The organism is Streptococcus sp. SN3 (assembly GCF_030439905.1).
Map to the genome: position 1 here is coordinate 307,870 of NZ_JAQFJF010000003.1, position 16,407 is coordinate 324,276.

The 16,407-nt window shown below is 44.4% G+C and carries 15 protein-coding genes, 1 other RNA gene and 1 pseudogene; 5 read left to right on the forward strand and 12 right to left on the reverse strand.

The window, feature by feature from the left end:
• Nucleotides 1-155: 155 nt before the first annotated feature.
• The 3 genes from ffs to PCY71_RS08345 all read right to left on the reverse strand — a co-directional run bounded on the left by ffs (nt 156) and on the right by PCY71_RS08345 (nt 2,289).
• Nucleotides 156-254, reverse strand: an RNA gene (gene ffs / locus PCY71_RS08335) — signal recognition particle sRNA small type.
• Between the two features lie 28 nt (nt 255-282).
• Nucleotides 283-753: a tRNA adenosine(34) deaminase TadA gene (gene tadA / locus PCY71_RS08340; RefSeq protein WP_002902098.1), complete on the reverse strand. Its 471-nt coding sequence runs from the start codon at nt 751-753 to the stop codon at nt 283-285.
• Nucleotides 754-996: 243 nt separating this feature from the next.
• Nucleotides 997-2,289: an adenylosuccinate synthase gene (locus PCY71_RS08345; RefSeq protein WP_002920377.1), complete on the reverse strand. Its 1,293-nt coding sequence runs from the start codon at nt 2,287-2,289 to the stop codon at nt 997-999.
• Between the two features lie 297 nt (nt 2,290-2,586).
• Here PCY71_RS08345 and gshAB point away from each other — a divergent pair, with 297 nt between their 5' ends.
• The 3 genes from gshAB (at nt 2,587) to PCY71_RS08360 (ending at nt 7,201) form a co-directional block, all read left to right on the forward strand.
• Nucleotides 2,587-4,839 (forward strand): bifunctional glutamate--cysteine ligase GshA/glutathione synthetase GshB, encoded by a 2,253-nt coding sequence (gene gshAB, locus PCY71_RS08350; protein ID WP_048773860.1) that lies wholly within the window; start codon nt 2,587-2,589, stop codon nt 4,837-4,839.
• Between the two features lie 235 nt (nt 4,840-5,074).
• Nucleotides 5,075-5,920 (forward strand): hypothetical protein, encoded by an 846-nt coding sequence (locus tag PCY71_RS08355; protein ID WP_002908571.1) that lies wholly within the window; start codon nt 5,075-5,077, stop codon nt 5,918-5,920.
• Between the two features lie 24 nt (nt 5,921-5,944).
• Entirely contained in the window at nt 5,945-7,201 is a 1,257-nt protein-coding gene (locus PCY71_RS08360) for a toxic anion resistance protein (RefSeq protein ID WP_002908570.1), read from the forward strand.
• Between the two features lie 76 nt (nt 7,202-7,277).
• Here the strand turns inward: PCY71_RS08360 and PCY71_RS08365 are convergent, their stop codons facing one another.
• Nucleotides 7,278-8,096, reverse strand: coding sequence for an ADP-ribosylglycohydrolase family protein (locus PCY71_RS08365; protein WP_002908566.1), 819 nt, complete (start codon nt 8,094-8,096; stop codon nt 7,278-7,280).
• 118 nt (nt 8,097-8,214) lie between these two features.
• Here PCY71_RS08365 and hslO point away from each other — a divergent pair, with 118 nt between their 5' ends.
• Nucleotides 8,215-9,087 carry an Hsp33 family molecular chaperone HslO gene (gene hslO, locus PCY71_RS08370; protein WP_075202731.1) on the forward strand — a complete coding sequence of 291 codons (873 nt, stop codon included), beginning with the start codon at nt 8,215-8,217 and terminating at the stop codon, nt 9,085-9,087.
• Nucleotides 9,074-10,054, forward strand: a complete 981-nt coding sequence (gene dusB, locus PCY71_RS08375; RefSeq protein ID WP_002908560.1) for a tRNA dihydrouridine synthase DusB — start codon at nt 9,074-9,076, stop codon at nt 10,052-10,054. The genes hslO and dusB overlap by 14 nt, the downstream gene beginning before the upstream one ends.
• Before the next feature lie 135 nt (nt 10,055-10,189).
• On the opposite strand, the pseudogene tnpA reads toward dusB, so the two are convergent.
• The 8 genes and pseudogenes from tnpA to PCY71_RS08415 all read right to left on the reverse strand — a co-directional run bounded on the left by tnpA (nt 10,190) and on the right by PCY71_RS08415 (nt 16,307).
• Nucleotides 10,190-10,654, reverse strand: a pseudogene (gene tnpA, locus PCY71_RS08380) (IS200/IS605 family transposase).
• Nucleotides 10,655-10,848: 194 nt separating this feature from the next.
• A complete protein-coding gene (locus PCY71_RS08385; RefSeq protein ID WP_002908557.1) occupies nt 10,849-11,598 on the reverse strand; it encodes a DUF6287 domain-containing protein in 750 nt (249 codons plus the stop codon).
• Between the two features lie 161 nt (nt 11,599-11,759).
• Nucleotides 11,760-12,548, reverse strand: coding sequence for an NUDIX hydrolase (locus PCY71_RS08390; RefSeq protein ID WP_002908556.1), 789 nt, complete (start codon nt 12,546-12,548; stop codon nt 11,760-11,762).
• A 54-nt stretch (nt 12,549-12,602) separates the two neighbouring features.
• Entirely contained in the window at nt 12,603-13,418 is an 816-nt protein-coding gene (gene pnuC, locus PCY71_RS08395; protein ID WP_002908554.1) for a nicotinamide riboside transporter PnuC, read from the reverse strand.
• Between the two features lie 21 nt (nt 13,419-13,439).
• Nucleotides 13,440-14,498 carry an AAA family ATPase gene (locus PCY71_RS08400; RefSeq protein ID WP_002908552.1) on the reverse strand — a complete coding sequence of 353 codons (1,059 nt, stop codon included), beginning with the start codon at nt 14,496-14,498 and terminating at the stop codon, nt 13,440-13,442.
• Between the two features lie 185 nt (nt 14,499-14,683).
• The gene (locus tag PCY71_RS08405; protein ID WP_002908550.1) at nt 14,684-15,085 is read right to left on the reverse strand and encodes a DUF4430 domain-containing protein; all 402 of its coding nucleotides are present in this window, start codon (nt 15,083-15,085) and stop codon (nt 14,684-14,686) included.
• Complete coding sequence (locus PCY71_RS08410; protein WP_002908549.1) at nt 15,069-15,554, reverse strand: hypothetical protein; 486 nt, start codon at nt 15,552-15,554, stop codon at nt 15,069-15,071. Before PCY71_RS08410 ends, PCY71_RS08405 begins: the two co-directional genes overlap by 17 nt.
• A gap of 42 nt (nt 15,555-15,596) precedes the next feature.
• On the reverse strand, nt 15,597-16,307 hold the full coding sequence (locus PCY71_RS08415; RefSeq protein ID WP_002908547.1) for a DUF4272 domain-containing protein: 711 nt from the start codon (nt 16,305-16,307) through the stop codon (nt 15,597-15,599).
• Nucleotides 16,308-16,407: the final 100 nt, after the last annotated feature.

The following is a 16,407-nucleotide window of genomic DNA, read 5'->3' on the forward strand; positions in this document are numbered from 1 at the left end:
AGGTCCGTTCGAACTGCGTCAATGTACCTAAGTTCTTTTGCGTCCTTTGGACTTAATTCACTAAAAGACTCTATAAGGTTTACAGATTTTTCCCTTATGGGAAAAACTGCATCCATTGCTCTAAGATTCATCTGCGCCTTTCAGGCTTGATTCATTAAGAGCAATAGAAAAGAGCACACAGTTTACATCGCTTAGGGCTGCTGGATTCCTCCCCTGACCCGCTTCACGCAAAACTGTTGCTCCATTAATTAGTATAACACAAACTTTTGATTTTGGCTAATTTTATTTTTTCCTTCTCTGTCTGAAAAATTCCTGCATAATTTGAGCACACTCTTCTTGGAGGACACCTGTCTCCACTTCTACACGGTGGTTAAGGCGCTCATCTGTCAAAATATCATAAAGGCTACCAGCTGCTCCAAACTTCTGATTTGCTGCTCCATAGACAACGTGAGGAATGCGTGCCAGACCGATTGCTCCACTGCACATGACACATGGCTCAATGGTCACAAAAAGCGTTGTATCCAGCAAACGCCAGCTATTTTCGTGCCGATTTGCCTCTTCAATAGCCATAATTTCCGCATGCATAACAGCCCGCTGCAGCTCCTCACGTGCATTGTGACCGCGGCCGATAATCTTCCCCTCTTTAACCAAGACACAGCCGATGGGAATTTCATCATAAGCTAGGGCAATCTCCGCCTCCTTTAAAGCTTCCCGCATAAATGCTTCTTTTTCTTCAATCGTATAATTCATCATTATCTTTCTAAATCTCTAGTCGTCTATCCCATTATACCACAAGCCTGCCGCACTTCTCAGAAAAAGTAAAAGCCACCACTGGGGTGACTTTCAGGAGATTATTATGAAAAAGTTTAGGATTTTTAAACAAAGTTAGGAGGTCTTTGTTTATGCTATTAGCATAAAATATATATCTTAAATGAATCTTAATATGAAATTTTCTTACAAAAAAGCACAAGAAGCAATTTCCTTGTGCTGACTCTTTTATAAATTAGACCAGACGCTTTCCAAGATATTGGTCTGCTCACGGCCAGGACCGACTGAAAAGGTAGAAATGCGAACGCCAACCAGCTCACTCACTCGGCGAACATAGTTACGGGCATTTTCTGGCAAGTCTTCCAGACTGCGGACTCCAGTGATGTCCTCTGACCAGCCTGGCAGCTCTTCGTAAATCGGCTTGCAGCGCTTGAGCTGTTCCAGACTAGCTGGGTAATGGTCAATGCGCTGACCATCCAAATCATAGGCCACACAGATTTTCACTGTATCCAGACCGCTCAAGACATCGATGGAGTTAAGCGAAAGATTGGTAATCCCTGATACACGGCGGCTATGGCGCATGACAACAGAGTCAAACCAGCCTACCCGACGCGGACGACCGGTGGTGGTGCCATATTCGTGCCCGATATCACGAATGCGGTCACCAACTTCATCGAAAAGCTCTGTTGGGAATGGTCCATCTCCGACCCGACTGGTGTAAGCCTTGCAGACACCAACAACCTTGTCAATTTTGCTCGGACCAACACCGGAACCGATGGTGACTCCCCCTGCAACTGGATTAGAAGAAGTTACAAAGGGATAAGTACCTTGATCAATATCCAGCATGACCCCTTGAGCTCCTTCAAAGAGCACTCGTTTCCCTTGATCCAGCGCATCGTTGAGGATAACAGAGGTATCGGTCACATACTGCTTGATTTGCTGTCCATATTCATAGTATTCTTCAAAAATATCATCAAAGTTGATTGCTGTACTATCGTACAATTTCTCAAAGAGGCGGTTTTTCTCAGCTAAATTCCGCTCCAAGCGCTCTCTGAAAATGTCTTTATCCAAAAGGTCAGCGATGCGGATACCGACACGAGCAGCCTTGTCCATATAGGCAGGGCCGATTCCCTTGATTGTCGTTCCGATTTTATTGTCACCTTTTGCTTCTTCCTGCAGACGATCCAGCTCGATATGGTAAGGCAAGATGACATGCGCTCGATCAGAGATACGAAGGTTATCCGTCGTCACACCCTCCTCATGCAGGTAGTTCAATTCTTTGACCAGAGATTTGGGATTGACCACCATTCCATTTCCAATTACAGAGATTTTTTCTGGGAAGAAAATTCCTGACGGAATCAGGTGCAGCTTGTACTTCTTGCCGTCAATCACGATAGTATGGCCGGCATTGTCACCACCCTGATAGCGAGCAATCACTTCGGCATTGGCTGAAAGGAAGTCTGTAATCTTCCCTTTTCCTTCATCTCCCCACTGGGTTCCTACAACAACTACTGATGTCATAATTTTGTCTGAGCTGAAGCAGCTCTTCCTTTCTTGAAAAGCAGGCAGGAATCTCACCTGCGATTATGTTTTATACCTCATTATATGAAAAATTTAACAATTTTTCAAGGAGGGATCCATTCTTGATTTGCTTTTTCCCTTTTGAAAACGAATTAAATTTTCACAAAATCTGTATTTTCTGAAATTTAGCAGTTTATTAAAAATAAAAGTTCGGAATTTTTGTAAAATCGTAGCGAAAATTTGTTTTCTTTTTCTGTTTGTAATAGACTAAAATTACTATCATAGGACGGTGAAACGATGATGATTAATCAATTACTGCAGAAACTGGATACAGCAAGCCCTATTCTCCAAGCGACCTTTGGTCTGGAAAGGGAAAATCTGCGTGTGACAGCTGACGGACACTTAGCTCAAACTGCCCATCCGAGTCAGCTGGGTTCCCGCAATTTCCACCCGACCATCCAAACAGACTTCAGCGAGCAACAACTGGAACTAATTACACCTATCGCTCACTCGACTAAGGAAGCACGACGCTTGCTCGGAGCTATCAGCGATGTGGCTGGCCGCTCGATTGACCAGAGTGAACGCCTGTGGCCCCTGTCCATGCCACCGCAGCTGACTGAAGAAGAGATTGTCATCGCCCGTTTGGAAAACGACTACGAACGCCACTACCGAGAGGGTTTAGCGAAAAAATATGGCAAAAAACTACAGGCCATCTCTGGCATCCACTACAACATGGAGCTAGGAAAAGATCTGGTCACTTCTCTCTTTCAAGTCAGCTCCTACCATTCACTCAAGGACTTTAAAAATGACCTCTATCTCAAGCTGGCTCGAAACTTTCTGCGTTTCCGCTGGATTTTAACCTATCTCTACGGGGCAGCCCCTTTGGCAGAAGCTGGTTTCTACAGTCAGGAAATTTTCCAGCCTATCCGCTCTTTTCGTAACAGCGACTATGGCTATGTCAATGACGAGAATATTCAGGTATCCTACGCTTCTTTGGAACAATATATAACTGATATTGAAAACTACGTTCAGTCAGGCGAGCTCAGCGCTGAAAAAGAATTTTACTCAGCCGTTCGCTTCCGAGGACAGAAGCACAATCGCGCCTATCTGGAGCAGGGTATCACCTATCTGGAATTCCGCTGTTTTGACCTCAATCCTTTTGACCATTTAGGCATTAGCCAGGAAACCTTAGATACTGTCCATCTCTTTTTACTGAGCCTGCTCTGGCTAGATGATGTAGAAAATGTGGATGCGGCATTAAAAGCTGCCCACGACTTGAACCAAAAGATTGCTTGTAGCCACCCGCTGACTGCCCTGCCCGATGAAGCAGACAGCTCATCCCTTCTCCAAGCCATGGAAGAGCTCATCCAGCATTTTGAACTGCCAACTTACTACCAAGCCTTGCTTGAGCAGCTTAAGGAGGCACTTCTGAATCCTCAGCTTACCCTATCTGGTCAGCTCCTGCCTCATATTCAGCAGGATTCCTTAATGCCCTTTGGACTAGAAAAAGCAGAGGAATATCACCATTACGCTTGGACTGCTCCTTATGCCCTCAAAGGCTACGAAAATATGGAATTATCCACTCAGATGCTACTCTTTGATGCTATTCAAAAGGGGCTGAATGTAGACATCTTAGATGAAAACGACCAATTTCTCAAACTTTGGCATGGTCACCATGTGGAGTATGTCAAGAACGGCAACATGACCTCCAAGGATAACTATGTCATTCCTCTGGCTATGGCCAATAAAACCGTCACCAAAAAGATTTTGGCAGAAGCTGACTTTCCCGTTCCAGCTGGAGCAGAATTTTCTTCTCTAGAAGATGGACTGGCCTATTACCCTTTGATTAAGGACCGACAAATTGTCGTCAAACCCAAGTCAACCAACTTCGGACTAGGCATCTCCATCTTCCAAGAACCAGCTAGTCTGGAAGCTTATCGCAAGGCTTTGGAGATTGCTTTTTCAGAAGACCTTGCTGTCTTAGTCGAAGAATTTATCGCTGGAACGGAGTACCGCTTCTTTGTCTTAGACGGTCAGTGTGAGGCAGTCCTCTTGCGAGTAGCAGCCAATGTCGTCGGAGATGGTCAGCATACCGTGAGAGAATTGGTTGCCATCAAAAATGACAATCCTCTGCGCGGGCGAGATCATCGCTCACCACTCGAAATCATTGAACTGGGGGACATTGAACTGCTCATGCTGGCCCAGCAAGGTTATGGACCAGATGACATCCTTCCTGCTGGAGTCAAGGTTGACTTGCGGCGCAATTCTAACATTTCCACTGGCGGAGACTCGATTGATGTCACAGATAGCATGCACCCGTCTTATAAGGAACTTGCTGCGGACATGGCAAAGGCTATGGGAGCTTGGGCTTGTGGCGTTGACCTGATTATTCCTGACAGCTCTGCTATTTCCACAAAGGAAAATCCCAACTGTACCTGCATCGAGCTAAACTTCAATCCCTCTATGTATATGCACACCTATTGTGCTGAGGGACCGGGACAAAGCATCACCCCTAAAATACTGGCCAAACTTTTCCCAGAAATGGACTGATAAAACATGAATCGCAGGGAATGCCCTGCGATTTTTGTTTGAATATTTGAGAGAAACGAAGAAACTTTCGTTTTAGAAATGACGCTTGCTTTATTGATAGGAATCAAATGTCTTTTTGAATTAAGCAAATATAAAAAATGGTCTCAATATATAAAATCATTTCAATCTTTATCCTTCAAAAACCAGCTTTTATGTTAAAATAGAGATATCACATTGAGAAGAAAGAGCAAAGTCCATGTCGAGAAAAAAGGATGATTCTAACCAGCAACCAGAATGGTTTAGCTGGATTTGGATACTTGTATTTGTATTTGGTTCTGGAGCTGTAGCCAGCTATCTAATTCCCATAGCTATTCTGGGGGCTATCGGTTACGGAATCTATCGCCACCAAAGCCAGAAAAAAGTTCGGATTGAAGCAAAGCAAGCCAGCATTGGCCGTATTGAAGATTTGAAATCAGAAATTGGTCAGGCTGACCGCCGCATAAAAAAATTGGAAGCCTACCAAGAAGATGGGGACCAAGAAAGCTATCAGAATTTAGCTCTAGAAATTCTTCCCCAGCTAACCTATATCAAAAATGCTGCTAACGACCTACGAGGAGAAATTCCTGCTTCAGTCTACCAGCGGATCCAGACCAAAATTCGTACCGTAACCGATGAAATTGATGAACAACTGAGAAAGATTGAACGAGAGAAAAAACGAAAAGAAGCTCAGCCTAAGAAAACTAGTCTAGAAGAGCTAGCCCCAGAATTGGTCGCTACGGTTCGCAATATTCAGATTGACCATGAGGCCATTCTTCAAAAAATCTCTCAATCCGAAAGCAATAATAAGGAAGAGCTGACTGCCATTCATCAGTCCCAGATGGAGCACTACGAAGATATTTTAGAAGGTTACCTTAAAATCAAAGCTTCACCCAAAGATTTTTACAATGCAGAGGAGCGGCTAGCCAAGGCAAAAGCAGCTATCGAGCAGTTTGACTTGGACCTAGACGAAGCACTGCGCCAGTTAAATGAAGCTGATTTGAGGGACTTTGACATTAGCCTGCGCATCTTAGACAAGGAAAAGCAAACAGAAACCGGCTTTTAAGCTAGATAAACCAAAGGAGAAACTATGAGCCAAGAATTTAATTTTGATATTGATAAAATTGCTAACAATGCCATCAGAAAAAGCGACAAAACAACAGAAATCATCGAAGCCAATACGACTCAAGAAAATGGCCATCTAACATTTCTGGAAAAACTGACTCCTGAGCAACAGAGTGCGATTACGGCTAAAGCTCCGCAGCTTGTGGATAATTTCGTATCGGACCAAAATGCCTTGCTGGACTTTGGCCAATCTGCTGTAGAAGAGGTCAACGGCACTGTCAATCGTATCTTAGCCGAGCAGAAAAAATTACAGATTCCCCAGGTAGATGAGCTTTTAAAAAATACCAACAAGGAACTCAATGGCTTTGTCGCAAAATACAAGGATGCTCAAGTAGCAGAACTGGACAAGAAGCCTAATTTCTTGGAAAAACTCTTCAAACAGAGCAAAAACACTCTTCAAGAATTCTATTTTGACTCACAAAATATTGAGCAGAAAATGGACGGCATGGCTGCAACAGTCGTCAAACAAGAGGATGTTCTGGCTCGCAATATTGTTTCTGCTGAAATGCTGATTGAGGACAATACCAAATCGATTGAAAACCTAGTCGGAGTTATTTCCTTTATCGAAGCTGCTCAGCAAGAATCTGGCAATCGAGCGCTCAAGCTACAGGCTGAAGTTGCTCAGTTAGATATGACAACCGTTGACTACCAAGTCAAATCGCAAGAATTAGCCCGAATGACAGAGGTGATCAATACCTTAGAGCAACAACATACTGAATATGTCAGCCGTCTCTATGTAGCTTGGGCGACGACTCCTCAAATGCGTAATCTGGTCAAGGTTTCCTCTGATATGCGCCAAAAACTTGGAATGCTCCGTCGCAATACCATTCCAACTATGAAACTGTCTATCGCCCAGTTAGGCATTCTCCAGCAATCGATGAAGTCTGGTCAGGTAGCTGACGCTATCTCTAATGCGAATAACGCTGCCCTGCAAATGCTCGCTGAAACGAGCAAGGAAGTCATTCCTCAGCTGGAACGGATTTCCCAAAGCCCTACTATCGCTGTTGAGTCTGTCACTAAGCTGGCAGAAAGCCTCGTCGCACAAAATCAAGGCATTATCGAAGCCATTGATAAAGGACGAGAAAAACGTGCTCTGCTAGAAGCCACTGTTATCCAATCTGCAGAGACCATCAACAACTCTGTCAAACTTCGTGATCAAAAGATTATCCAAGCCCTGTTGGACCAAGGCAAGGAAGCCCAAAAAGAATTAACTACAGAATAAGTAAAAGAGCCTAGATGGCTCTTTTACTGTTTTACTTTTTAAATGATCAATACAGTCCTGTCTTCCGATTATCCCTTTAAAACAAGCAGCTTTCCAGCAGTTCTTTATTGCGCAGCTGGGCTAGCCAGTTGTCAGGAATCCCTTCCAAACCATAGATGATACCAGCCAAGCCGCCAGCAACTGCTGCTACTGTATCAGTGTCATCGCCCAAATTAACAGCTTTCAGGATAGTTTCCGGATAAGAAGTGCTAGTCAGCAAACACCACAGTGCTGCTTCCAAGGTATCCACCACATAGCCGCTAGAGCGAATGTCATCTTCGGTCAGCTCTGCTAAAGTTTGCAAACGAGCATAGGTCTTACTAGTCTCTAAGCCTGATAGTATTTCCGAAAGTTGCTGGCCTTTTAAGAGCCTACGAGCAATATCCACATAAAGCTGGCAGGCCTCTACGGAAGTCGCATGGGCATGAGTAATACTGGAAATAGCTTCAATATCAGACGGACTGGCTTCCGTAAAGCCTAGGGGCAGAATCCGCATCAACGAACCATTCCCATTGGAATATTCATCAGATAGGCCATGTCCTCTTGTCAAAGCTTCGCGAGTCGCATTTCCTACATCGAAGGTCAAACCATCTGGCGTGTAGGCTCCCTCGAAGAGCCAATGTTTAAACCGCTGCTGCATATCGGCAGGGTCGATCTTACCTTTTTCCCTGATAGAATCACAGGTCGCCAAAACAAGGCTGGTATCATCTGACCAAGTGCCAGCAGGTTGTTGATGGCTGCCATAGCCCACCATCTCAACTGCTTCAAAACTGCTACGGGGCAAGAATTCATACGGAACTCCTAATGCATCAGCCACTGCCAGACCATAGATTGCCGCTTTCAAAGATTGGTTCATGCTAGCCTCCTCTGCTTTTTATTTTATTATACTATTTTTGATTTTAAAATTCTTCCTAACCTCAAAAAACAAGCGCAGTCGCGCGCTTGTTTTTCTATTTTGTGTTAAAATAAAAGGTATGGACAAAATTATCAAAACTATCTCAGAAAATGGTTCTTTCCGTGCTTATGTGCTGGATAGCACAGAGACGGTTCGGACCGCTCAAGAAAAACATCAAACTCAAGCAAGCTCTACCGTTGCACTTGGCCGTACACTGATTGCCAGCCAGATTTTGGCTGCAAATGAAAAAGGCCAGACCAAGATTACCGTCAAGGTCCTCGGGACCAGCTCACTAGGCGCGATCATCACAGTGGCAGATACCGAGGGTAATGTCAAAGGTTATGTACAGAATCCCGGAGTAGATATCAAAAAGACAGCTACCGGCGAAGTTCTGGTTGGTCCTTTTGTAGGCCAAGGCGAATTCCTCGTCATCACGGACTACGGTACTGGCAATCCTTACAACTCCATGACTCCTCTCATCTCTGGAGAAATCGGCGAAGACCTAGCTTTCTACCTAACCGAAAGCCAGCAAACACCTTCCGCAGTTGGTCTCAATGTCCTCTTGGATGAGAATGATAAAGTCAAGGTTGCTGGCGGTTTCTTGGTACAAGTTCTGCCTGGTGCTAAGGAAGCCGAAATCGCCCGCTTTGAGAAACGAATCCAAGAAATGCCTGCTATCTCAAAACTGCTGGAATCAGATAACCATATCGAAGCTCTGCTGGCTGCCATCTATGGTGATGAGCCATACAAACGCCTGTCTGAAGAAGAAATCCGCTTCCAGTGCGACTGTAGCAAAGAGCGCTTCATGAATGCCTTGGCTACCCTGCCAAAGGCTGAATTAGAAGAGATGCGTGACCAAGACCAAGGAGCCGAAATCGTCTGCCAATTCTGCCAAACTGCTTATCACTTTGACCAAAATGACTTGGAGGAACTGATTCGTGACAAATCTTAATACCCCTTTTATGATCGGGAAAGTCGAAATTCCCAACCGTACGGTTCTAGCACCTATGGCCGGCGTAACCAACTCTGCTTTCCGAACCATTGCCAAAGAGTTGGGAGCAGGCCTGGTCGTCATGGAAATGGTCTCTGACAAGGGCATCCAATACAACAACGAAAAAACCCTCCACATGCTCCATATTGATGAGGGAGAAAATCCCGTTTCTATCCAGCTTTTCGGTAGCGACGAAGACAGTTTAGCCCGCGCAGCAGAATTTATCCAAGAAAACACCAAGACGGATATCGTCGATATCAATATGGGCTGCCCGGTCAATAAAATCGTTAAAAATGAAGCCGGAGCTAAATGGCTCAAGGACCCTGAGAAAATCTATAAAATCATCAACAAGGTCCAGTCAGTGCTAGATATTCCTCTGACAGTTAAGATGCGGACGGGTTGGTCCGACAGCTCACTAGCTGTAGAAAATGCTCTAGCAGCCGAAGCCGCTGGAGTCTCAGCCCTGGCTATGCACGGTCGCACCCGTGAGCAAATGTATACTGGTCATGCTGACCTTGAGACCTTGCACGACGTAGCCCATGCTCTGACTAAGATTCCTTTCATCGCTAACGGTGATATCCGCAGCGTCCAAGACGCTAAACAGCGTATCGAGGAAGTCGGTGCCGATGCCGTCATGGTAGGTCGAGCAGCTATGGGAAATCCCTACCTCTTTAACCAAATCAACCACTACTTTGAAACCGGCGAAATCCTTCCAGACCTCAGCTTTGAGGACAAGATGAAAATCGCCTATGACCACCTCTCCCGCTTGGTAAATCTCAAAGGAGAATATGTGGCTATCCGCGAATTCCGTGGCCTAGCTCCGCACTATCTGCGCGGTACTGCCGGAGCAGCCAAGCTCCGCGGTGCTATTTCGCAAACTGAAAGTCTGGCTGAAATTGAAGAACTTTTACAAATTCAAAAATCATAACCACCCGTCTAACGGTTGGTTTGCACCAGGGCTATAAGCCCGAATTACCAGCCAGCGCCTAAAGACGCTGGCTTTCAATTTGTTCAAGCCCCATTGCTCTTGACTCGTCACAAATCTCTCAAAGAGGTATTTGCATTACTTACCACTATCCCTAAAGGGATCCTCATATTCTTTTACACTCAATTTATCCAACGCTATATCATGCTTTTCCTGCTCTTGAATATATTTCTTAATTGTGGCTTCATTAAGTCCTACTGTACTCACGTAATAACCTTCCGCCCAGAAATGTCGGTTCCCAAACTTGTATTTTAGGTTGGCGTGTTTGTCAAACATCATGAATGCGCTTTTCCCTTTTAAATACCCCATAAAACTAAAAACACTTAACCTCGGTGGAATACTTACCAACATATGTACATGATCCGTCATCAAGTGACCCTCGATAATTTCAACACCTTTATAACTACATAGTCGATGAAATATTTCACCTAAACTATTTCGATATTGATTATGGATTACTTTTCATCTATACTTAGGTGTAAACACAATGTGATATTTACACATCCACTTTGTGTGTGATAAACTATGTGCCTTTTGCGCCATATTTTTCTCCTTACGCTTCACAATTGGCTTGAACACCTTTATTGTATCGCGTTTGGAGTTTTTTTGGTATAGCCTTCGATACGCACTCGCATAGCGGGTAGTTTATTTGTCTCGCACCTAACGGAGCGAGACAGACTGAAAGTCACAAAAATAAAACCAAGAGGAAGCCAATTGGACTTCCTTTTTTGTTCTGTTTAGGGTTGAGTCACCACAACACTTGTTACTGAGCCATCTGCTCCTGTTGTAATCTGCAGATTGGCATTGCCTTGCCCGCTTAACTGCGCATTGTATTTGCCATCATCCAGCGTATAGGAGTAAGAAGCGATGGAATAATTATCTGTTTTTCCATCTGCAGACTGGACTGTGAATTGACCATTACCTGATACAGTCACAGTATTTCCATTGGCATCCTTCCAAGTTCCAGCAGCGGCTGAGAAATCCCCATCCACCATAGTCAAGACACCTTTATAGCGAGCATTGCTGGCTGCCTGCTTATTCTGAAGCTGGCGATTGCTTTCGGGAGCTTGGGCTGGTTGAGTTGCTTGACTCTGAGTGTTTTGTCGACCTGAAGCTTGCTGTGGCTGCGGTTGTTGGACTTGAGGAGCTTCGACAGTAGACTGTTGCTGACTGGCAGGAGCTTGGGCTTGTCCAGGCTGGCTAACTGCTCCTTCTGAAGAAGCGCTATTGCTAACCTTAGGAGAAGCGCTGACCTTACTGGATGACGCAGCTTTTGAGCCAGAAGAAGCTTGAACAGTCTTGCTAGAACTAGCACTTGTTGCACTTTCTTCTTTCTTACCACATGCCCCTAAAAGCAAACTAGAAGCCAGAACTGCAGCTGCCATCATTTTTGTATAAGTACGTGTTTTCATCTTTTGTCTCCTTGTAACATAAAGAAATCTTTTTGTAACATTATTGTAACACTGTAATTTTTCTATGTCAATCATTTATGCAAAATTCTTAAAAAATTTTTTTACTCAAGCGAAGTTCTGTTTCTCAATCTGTTTCTTTTGTCATGAGAAACTCGCTCCTACATATCTATTCGTAATTAAAAACGAAAAAACAGGACAAATTTGTCCTGCAAGAGAAATATATGATCAGCTTTCTTTTAATCTGGTTTTTCTGCCTTCAGCCGATACACTTTTCTCGGCTTCTTCTTTGGCACGCGCTTAACGCCAGCCTCCTCTAGGTATTCTCCAAATTTCACTAGAAAATTATTGCTGACAATAGGTCGTCTAGGCGTGATGAGATTGACCAACTCAGTCCCTTCATAAACAGTAAACGGTGATTCCAGCAAATGGAGAAAAGTTGGATTCCAGTCCAGTCGCCCCTGAATCCGCTTGATAGATTCCAGCAGGATTTGGTAGTGGTCAAAGGCAAAGTCCTCTGCTGTCAGGAGCCGCTCACCGTCTCTAAAACTCCTTGTCTTAAAGTCTACATCAAGAAAGGTGACTTCCTTGGCATCATCCCCAGCTTGTACTTGGTCTACTGCTATGGCCGGCAGATAGACCAGATGGGCAATGGTGATGACCCATCCGCGTGGATCACGCCCTGGAGTAGATACCGTCATCAGCTGTTCCACCTTTTCCAGCGGTATCTCCAGCCCCACCTCTTCCTTTACTTCCCGAATGCAGGCCTGATAGGCATCCTCATGCTTGTCTACAAAACCTCCGACCAAAGCATATTTATTTTGATAAGGGTGAGCCTTGCGCTTGATGACCAAGAGTTTTATCTGACCTTCCACGAAACAGTAGGCTACCATATCCGCTGTTACGCTGGGCGTCTCGTACTTTGGCAAATCCTGTGTCTTGTACCATGCCAAAAAGGCGGACTCATCCGCCATGGTTTCATAGTACTCTTTTTCCGACATTCCCGCTGGGATATCCTGTTTGGTCATGAGTTTCTTCCTTTCCTAAGCTATTTTTTCTATCAAAAAATCTCAAATCTTAGTCTAAGCTTTCTTCACCGCCTTGGTCCACTGATACCATCCAACGATACTATTGAGGGTATAGACCCAGTACATGGCCTGGATATGAAGGTTGCTCCCCCACCAGAGATAAATACTGAAGAGATTGGTCGCAATCCAGAAGATCCACTGTTCGCGGTAGAGACCAGTCATGAGAAGCTGACCGATACCATTGGTCGCATCTGTCACGCTATCACGGAAAGGCCGGTGACTGTGAATGCTCTTATAAGCAAAGCCCATACCAATCCAAATCAAGGCAGTCAAGGCCAAATATTTAAGCCAGCCACGCCAGTCTAACTTCTTAGCTTCAAAATGAGATGGCTCTTCCTTATCTTGTTCATTAACCCGGTTGGACAGCCAAGTATAGAGGCCAATCGGCTGCATAATAAAGAAGTAGACCGTAGTCAGCACTTCTCCATAAAAGCTAGCCTGAAAAGACAATAGGAGGTAAATTGCTGAATTAACCGCTCCAAAGAGGTAATTGCTGGCCCGTCCCTCGGCTACTAGAATAACGCAAACGATGCCTGTCCAAGAAGCAAAGAGTCCCAGCCAGTCATGCTGCTCCTGGCCACTGGTGAACTCCAAAATGAAAGGCAGACTAGACAAAGCAATCAAGTAGAGCCATTGAGTCAAGCTACGCCCGCCAAATAAATCCTGCCAGAGCAATTTCGCGATTCCTTTTATCCCCTGCTTTTTAGCTGCTGCACAGACATTGCGGAAATTCCGAGCAAAGGTTTGAAATTTTTGTTTCAGTCCTGCGTAGAGAGGTGCAGGAGAGAGTTTTTGATTTTTTACTACCATTCTATTTTACCACTTTCTTTTTTAATCCGTTTGATAAATCATGTCGATCGCTTCTTTGGCCGCCTGATAATTATCCAAATAACTACCAGCTAGATAGACCGTCGGAATATGAGCCAAACACTGGTCTTTCAGCCTTTTTAGATGGCTTGAAAAATCACTGCGGATAGCCTCGTCCGCCATGCTCATATCACGAAAGCCATCGTTAACATAGGTGCCGATCGGCTCAGCAAAGAGAATCAAATCCCATTTTTCCTTGGACAAAATGCTGGCAAAGAGATTATCAAAAGTATCTGTTTCTTCGTCCTGAACCGGACTTTCTTTCAGATAGTAATCATAGTAAGCCTTAGTTACCAGCGAATTTGTATCAGCCACGACCAGACCACGGTTGGCGCTGCTGTCAATCAAGCGAGAAGTCTGAGCATATTGTCCTAAGAGCAGATAATAGTAGTCTTTAGGAGTCAGCTCATCGTCTCGCACGTTATTTTGAATCTGGTATTCTCGAGCATATTCCAGACTAACCGGAGCATCATAAAAGCGAGCCAAATCCTTAGCCAAGGTCGTTTTACCATTGCTGGCACTACCCATAATCAGCACTTTCTTGGTAAAGTGACGGCGGAAAGGCTGGGCGATATATTTCCAATAACGACTAGGATTTTCCCGAATCATCGTTGCTGAAATCCCAAACTGTCGCTCTTCCAAACAGGTTTCAAAACCACGCTTTGTCAGCTCCGCTTGATAGTCTGATTCTCCGACAAAGAAAATCAGTTCCTCGCGTTCTGAATCATAGCCCACCAACTCCAATAAAGCCGGCAGCCACTTGTCCCAACCCAGAGGATAGCGGGGAAAGGAAGTTTCATCTAGCTTATAAACCTGTGTTAACTCATCATCTGCGAAAGTCTCCCGCGTATATCGAAAACGCTTCTGCAGAGACAGACCCACTTTCTGCCCACGGTCTCCCTGATAACCAGAAACCACCACGCGCACCTTATCATAAGAACGCTTAGCCTTCTGTATCAAGTCGATATGCCCCTGATGCAAGGGAGCAAATGTTCCAAAGACGATTGCAATTTTTTCTTTCATACGTTTAACCTTTTTATTGTTTTTTATATTTTTATGCTTCTATGATTTTATTATAAACTATATTTTTCTTTTGTCAATGGTTTTTTATAAAATTTTATAAAAATACTTTTAAGACACTTTAAAACTGTATCAAGGGCACAAAAAAGAACCTAATGCCTTAAGCATCAGATTCTTTTTTACAAGATTTATTGCTGATAGACTTCTTGGTAGAATTCCAGCTTGTCTCCATCCTTGACAGTGATTTGATTGGCTGCCTTAGGAGCCATTTCTCCGTTGACCTTAAACATCCAGTAGAGGCCCTTTGCTTCATCTTGAGTATGACCGTCAATAGAAGTGATAAAACCATCTTTTTCTTCGACCTTATAGGCCTTCTTCAAAGCATCCATAGCTGTCTTTCCTTCTTCAACAGCCACCGTTTTCTCGCTCTTCTCCTGACCTTCTGGTGCAATACTGATGCTGATCTTCAGTTCCTTTTTAACAGAAGAATCAGCAGAGCTAGAGCTCTTGTCAGTATTTGTCTGGCTGTTACCGCAACCAACAAGGAGAAGGGCAAAAGCAAGTGTGAGCAAACTAAAGATTTTTTTCATTATAGAGCCTCCTTAAAATAGGGTACAAGAGTGGGTAAAAAAACAAGGTCGACAGTCCGTGCGCTATATTGAAAGTCAAAGCGTTGATAATCGCATAAGACCACCAGTGATAGTTGTACAGCAAGGCTGTCAGTGTATCGATGGCAATGCCATAGCCAAAGGATAGGAGAGCTGCTGTTATTCCCTGTCCCACTAGATTTAACCTAGGATAGAGCAGCCGCCAAAGGCAAAGAATCAGTCCAAAGGACAGCAACTGAAAGAGGACGATTGGGCTCATCCCCAAAAGAAAAGCTGATGTAAACATCGTCACAGCCATCACTAGGAGCGAAGTCGGCAAATCCTCAAAGATAACAATCAGGAAAAAGATAGCTGAGATAGGCTGCACATTGGGCAGAAAGGAAAATGCATAGCGAAAGGCCACACATAAAGCCGATAGGATGGCAATTTTAGCCATTTTACGAGCGGACAAAGGTACCTCCTTTTCTAATTGAGTGAATCAAGAGAAGTTGGACTAGGTATGCAGCTCAACAGCATCCCAGTCTTGGGCCGTATTCAGCCCCAGTAGCCAGTCAAGGCCAGACCGTCTCTCCAGAACAACACTTTCATCAAGGCTTGCCGGTGCTGGCTGGTCATGAATCCGAGCATCAACACAGGCCCAATGATAACGATAAATCAAATCATCTTCATCCAGTAATTCTTCTAAGCTGCGCGGTTGGCATTTACCCAGAAATTCCTGAAAGTCAACCGCACTAGCGACTGCATCAATAGCAGCATCACAATCACAAATCTTATCTGGAAACGGCAAAGCATCTACTAGACCCAAGTACCAAATCAGGGACCAATAGGCCTCATATTTCCAAACCATATTAATAATAGCTGCCGAGTCGGCACAATCTTCCAAGACTGCCCTTTCTTTGGGCGTCAACTCTTCCTGCACCCCGTATTGCTGCAGTTTATCCTGCAGCCAATGGCGGCTCTCCTCATTATAATTATTATTTTCGATATCCAAGGCCGCCTGAATAATCAAGAGGCTGGTAATAGCTCGACGCGCAATTTCTTCTAGCGAGCGCGGTCGCACCTGCTCAGCACCTTCGATAACTGGCAAATGCTCGATGTAAGGAATACCTTCCTTTTTCAAACGCTGGATACTAGCCGCCTTGCGCTCTTCTGGTGTTTTCAATTTGGCTTTCTTGCCAGCAAACAAATCTTTAAAAAACGACATCTCAGCCTCCAATCCTTCAATTTCCCAGTTTCATTGAATGATGAAATAACTGTTCGGTATCTATAGGTATGATTGCTATCAGGGATTAACCGCGAGCACT

What these genes read in the sequence shown, in the direction of transcription:
- tadA (WP_002902098.1), bottom strand. Translation starts at nt 753, where the DNA reads ATGATGAATTATACGATTGAAGAAAAAGAAGCATTTATGCGGGAAGCT.
- PCY71_RS08345 (WP_002920377.1), bottom strand. Translation starts at nt 2,289, where the DNA reads ATGACATCAGTAGTTGTTGTAGGAACCCAGTGGGGAGATGAAGGAAAA.
- gshAB (WP_048773860.1), top strand. Translation starts at nt 2,587, where the DNA reads ATGATGATTAATCAATTACTGCAGAAACTGGATACAGCAAGCCCTATT.
- PCY71_RS08355 (WP_002908571.1), top strand. Translation starts at nt 5,075, where the DNA reads ATGTCGAGAAAAAAGGATGATTCTAACCAGCAACCAGAATGGTTTAGC.
- PCY71_RS08360 (WP_002908570.1), top strand. Translation starts at nt 5,945, where the DNA reads ATGAGCCAAGAATTTAATTTTGATATTGATAAAATTGCTAACAATGCC.
- PCY71_RS08365 (WP_002908566.1), bottom strand. Translation starts at nt 8,096, where the DNA reads ATGAACCAATCTTTGAAAGCGGCAATCTATGGTCTGGCAGTGGCTGAT.
- hslO (WP_075202731.1), top strand. Translation starts at nt 8,215, where the DNA reads ATGGACAAAATTATCAAAACTATCTCAGAAAATGGTTCTTTCCGTGCT.
- PCY71_RS08385 (WP_002908557.1), bottom strand. Translation starts at nt 11,598, where the DNA reads ATGATTGACATAGAAAAATTACAGTGTTACAATAATGTTACAAAAAGA.
- PCY71_RS08390 (WP_002908556.1), bottom strand. Translation starts at nt 12,548, where the DNA reads ATGACCAAACAGGATATCCCAGCGGGAATGTCGGAAAAAGAGTACTAT.
- pnuC (WP_002908554.1), bottom strand. Translation starts at nt 13,418, where the DNA reads ATGGTAGTAAAAAATCAAAAACTCTCTCCTGCACCTCTCTACGCAGGA.
- PCY71_RS08400 (WP_002908552.1), bottom strand. Translation starts at nt 14,498, where the DNA reads ATGAAAGAAAAAATTGCAATCGTCTTTGGAACATTTGCTCCCTTGCAT.
- PCY71_RS08405 (WP_002908550.1), bottom strand. Translation starts at nt 15,085, where the DNA reads ATGAAAAAAATCTTTAGTTTGCTCACACTTGCTTTTGCCCTTCTCCTT.
- PCY71_RS08415 (WP_002908547.1), bottom strand. Translation starts at nt 16,307, where the DNA reads ATGTCGTTTTTTAAAGATTTGTTTGCTGGCAAGAAAGCCAAATTGAAA.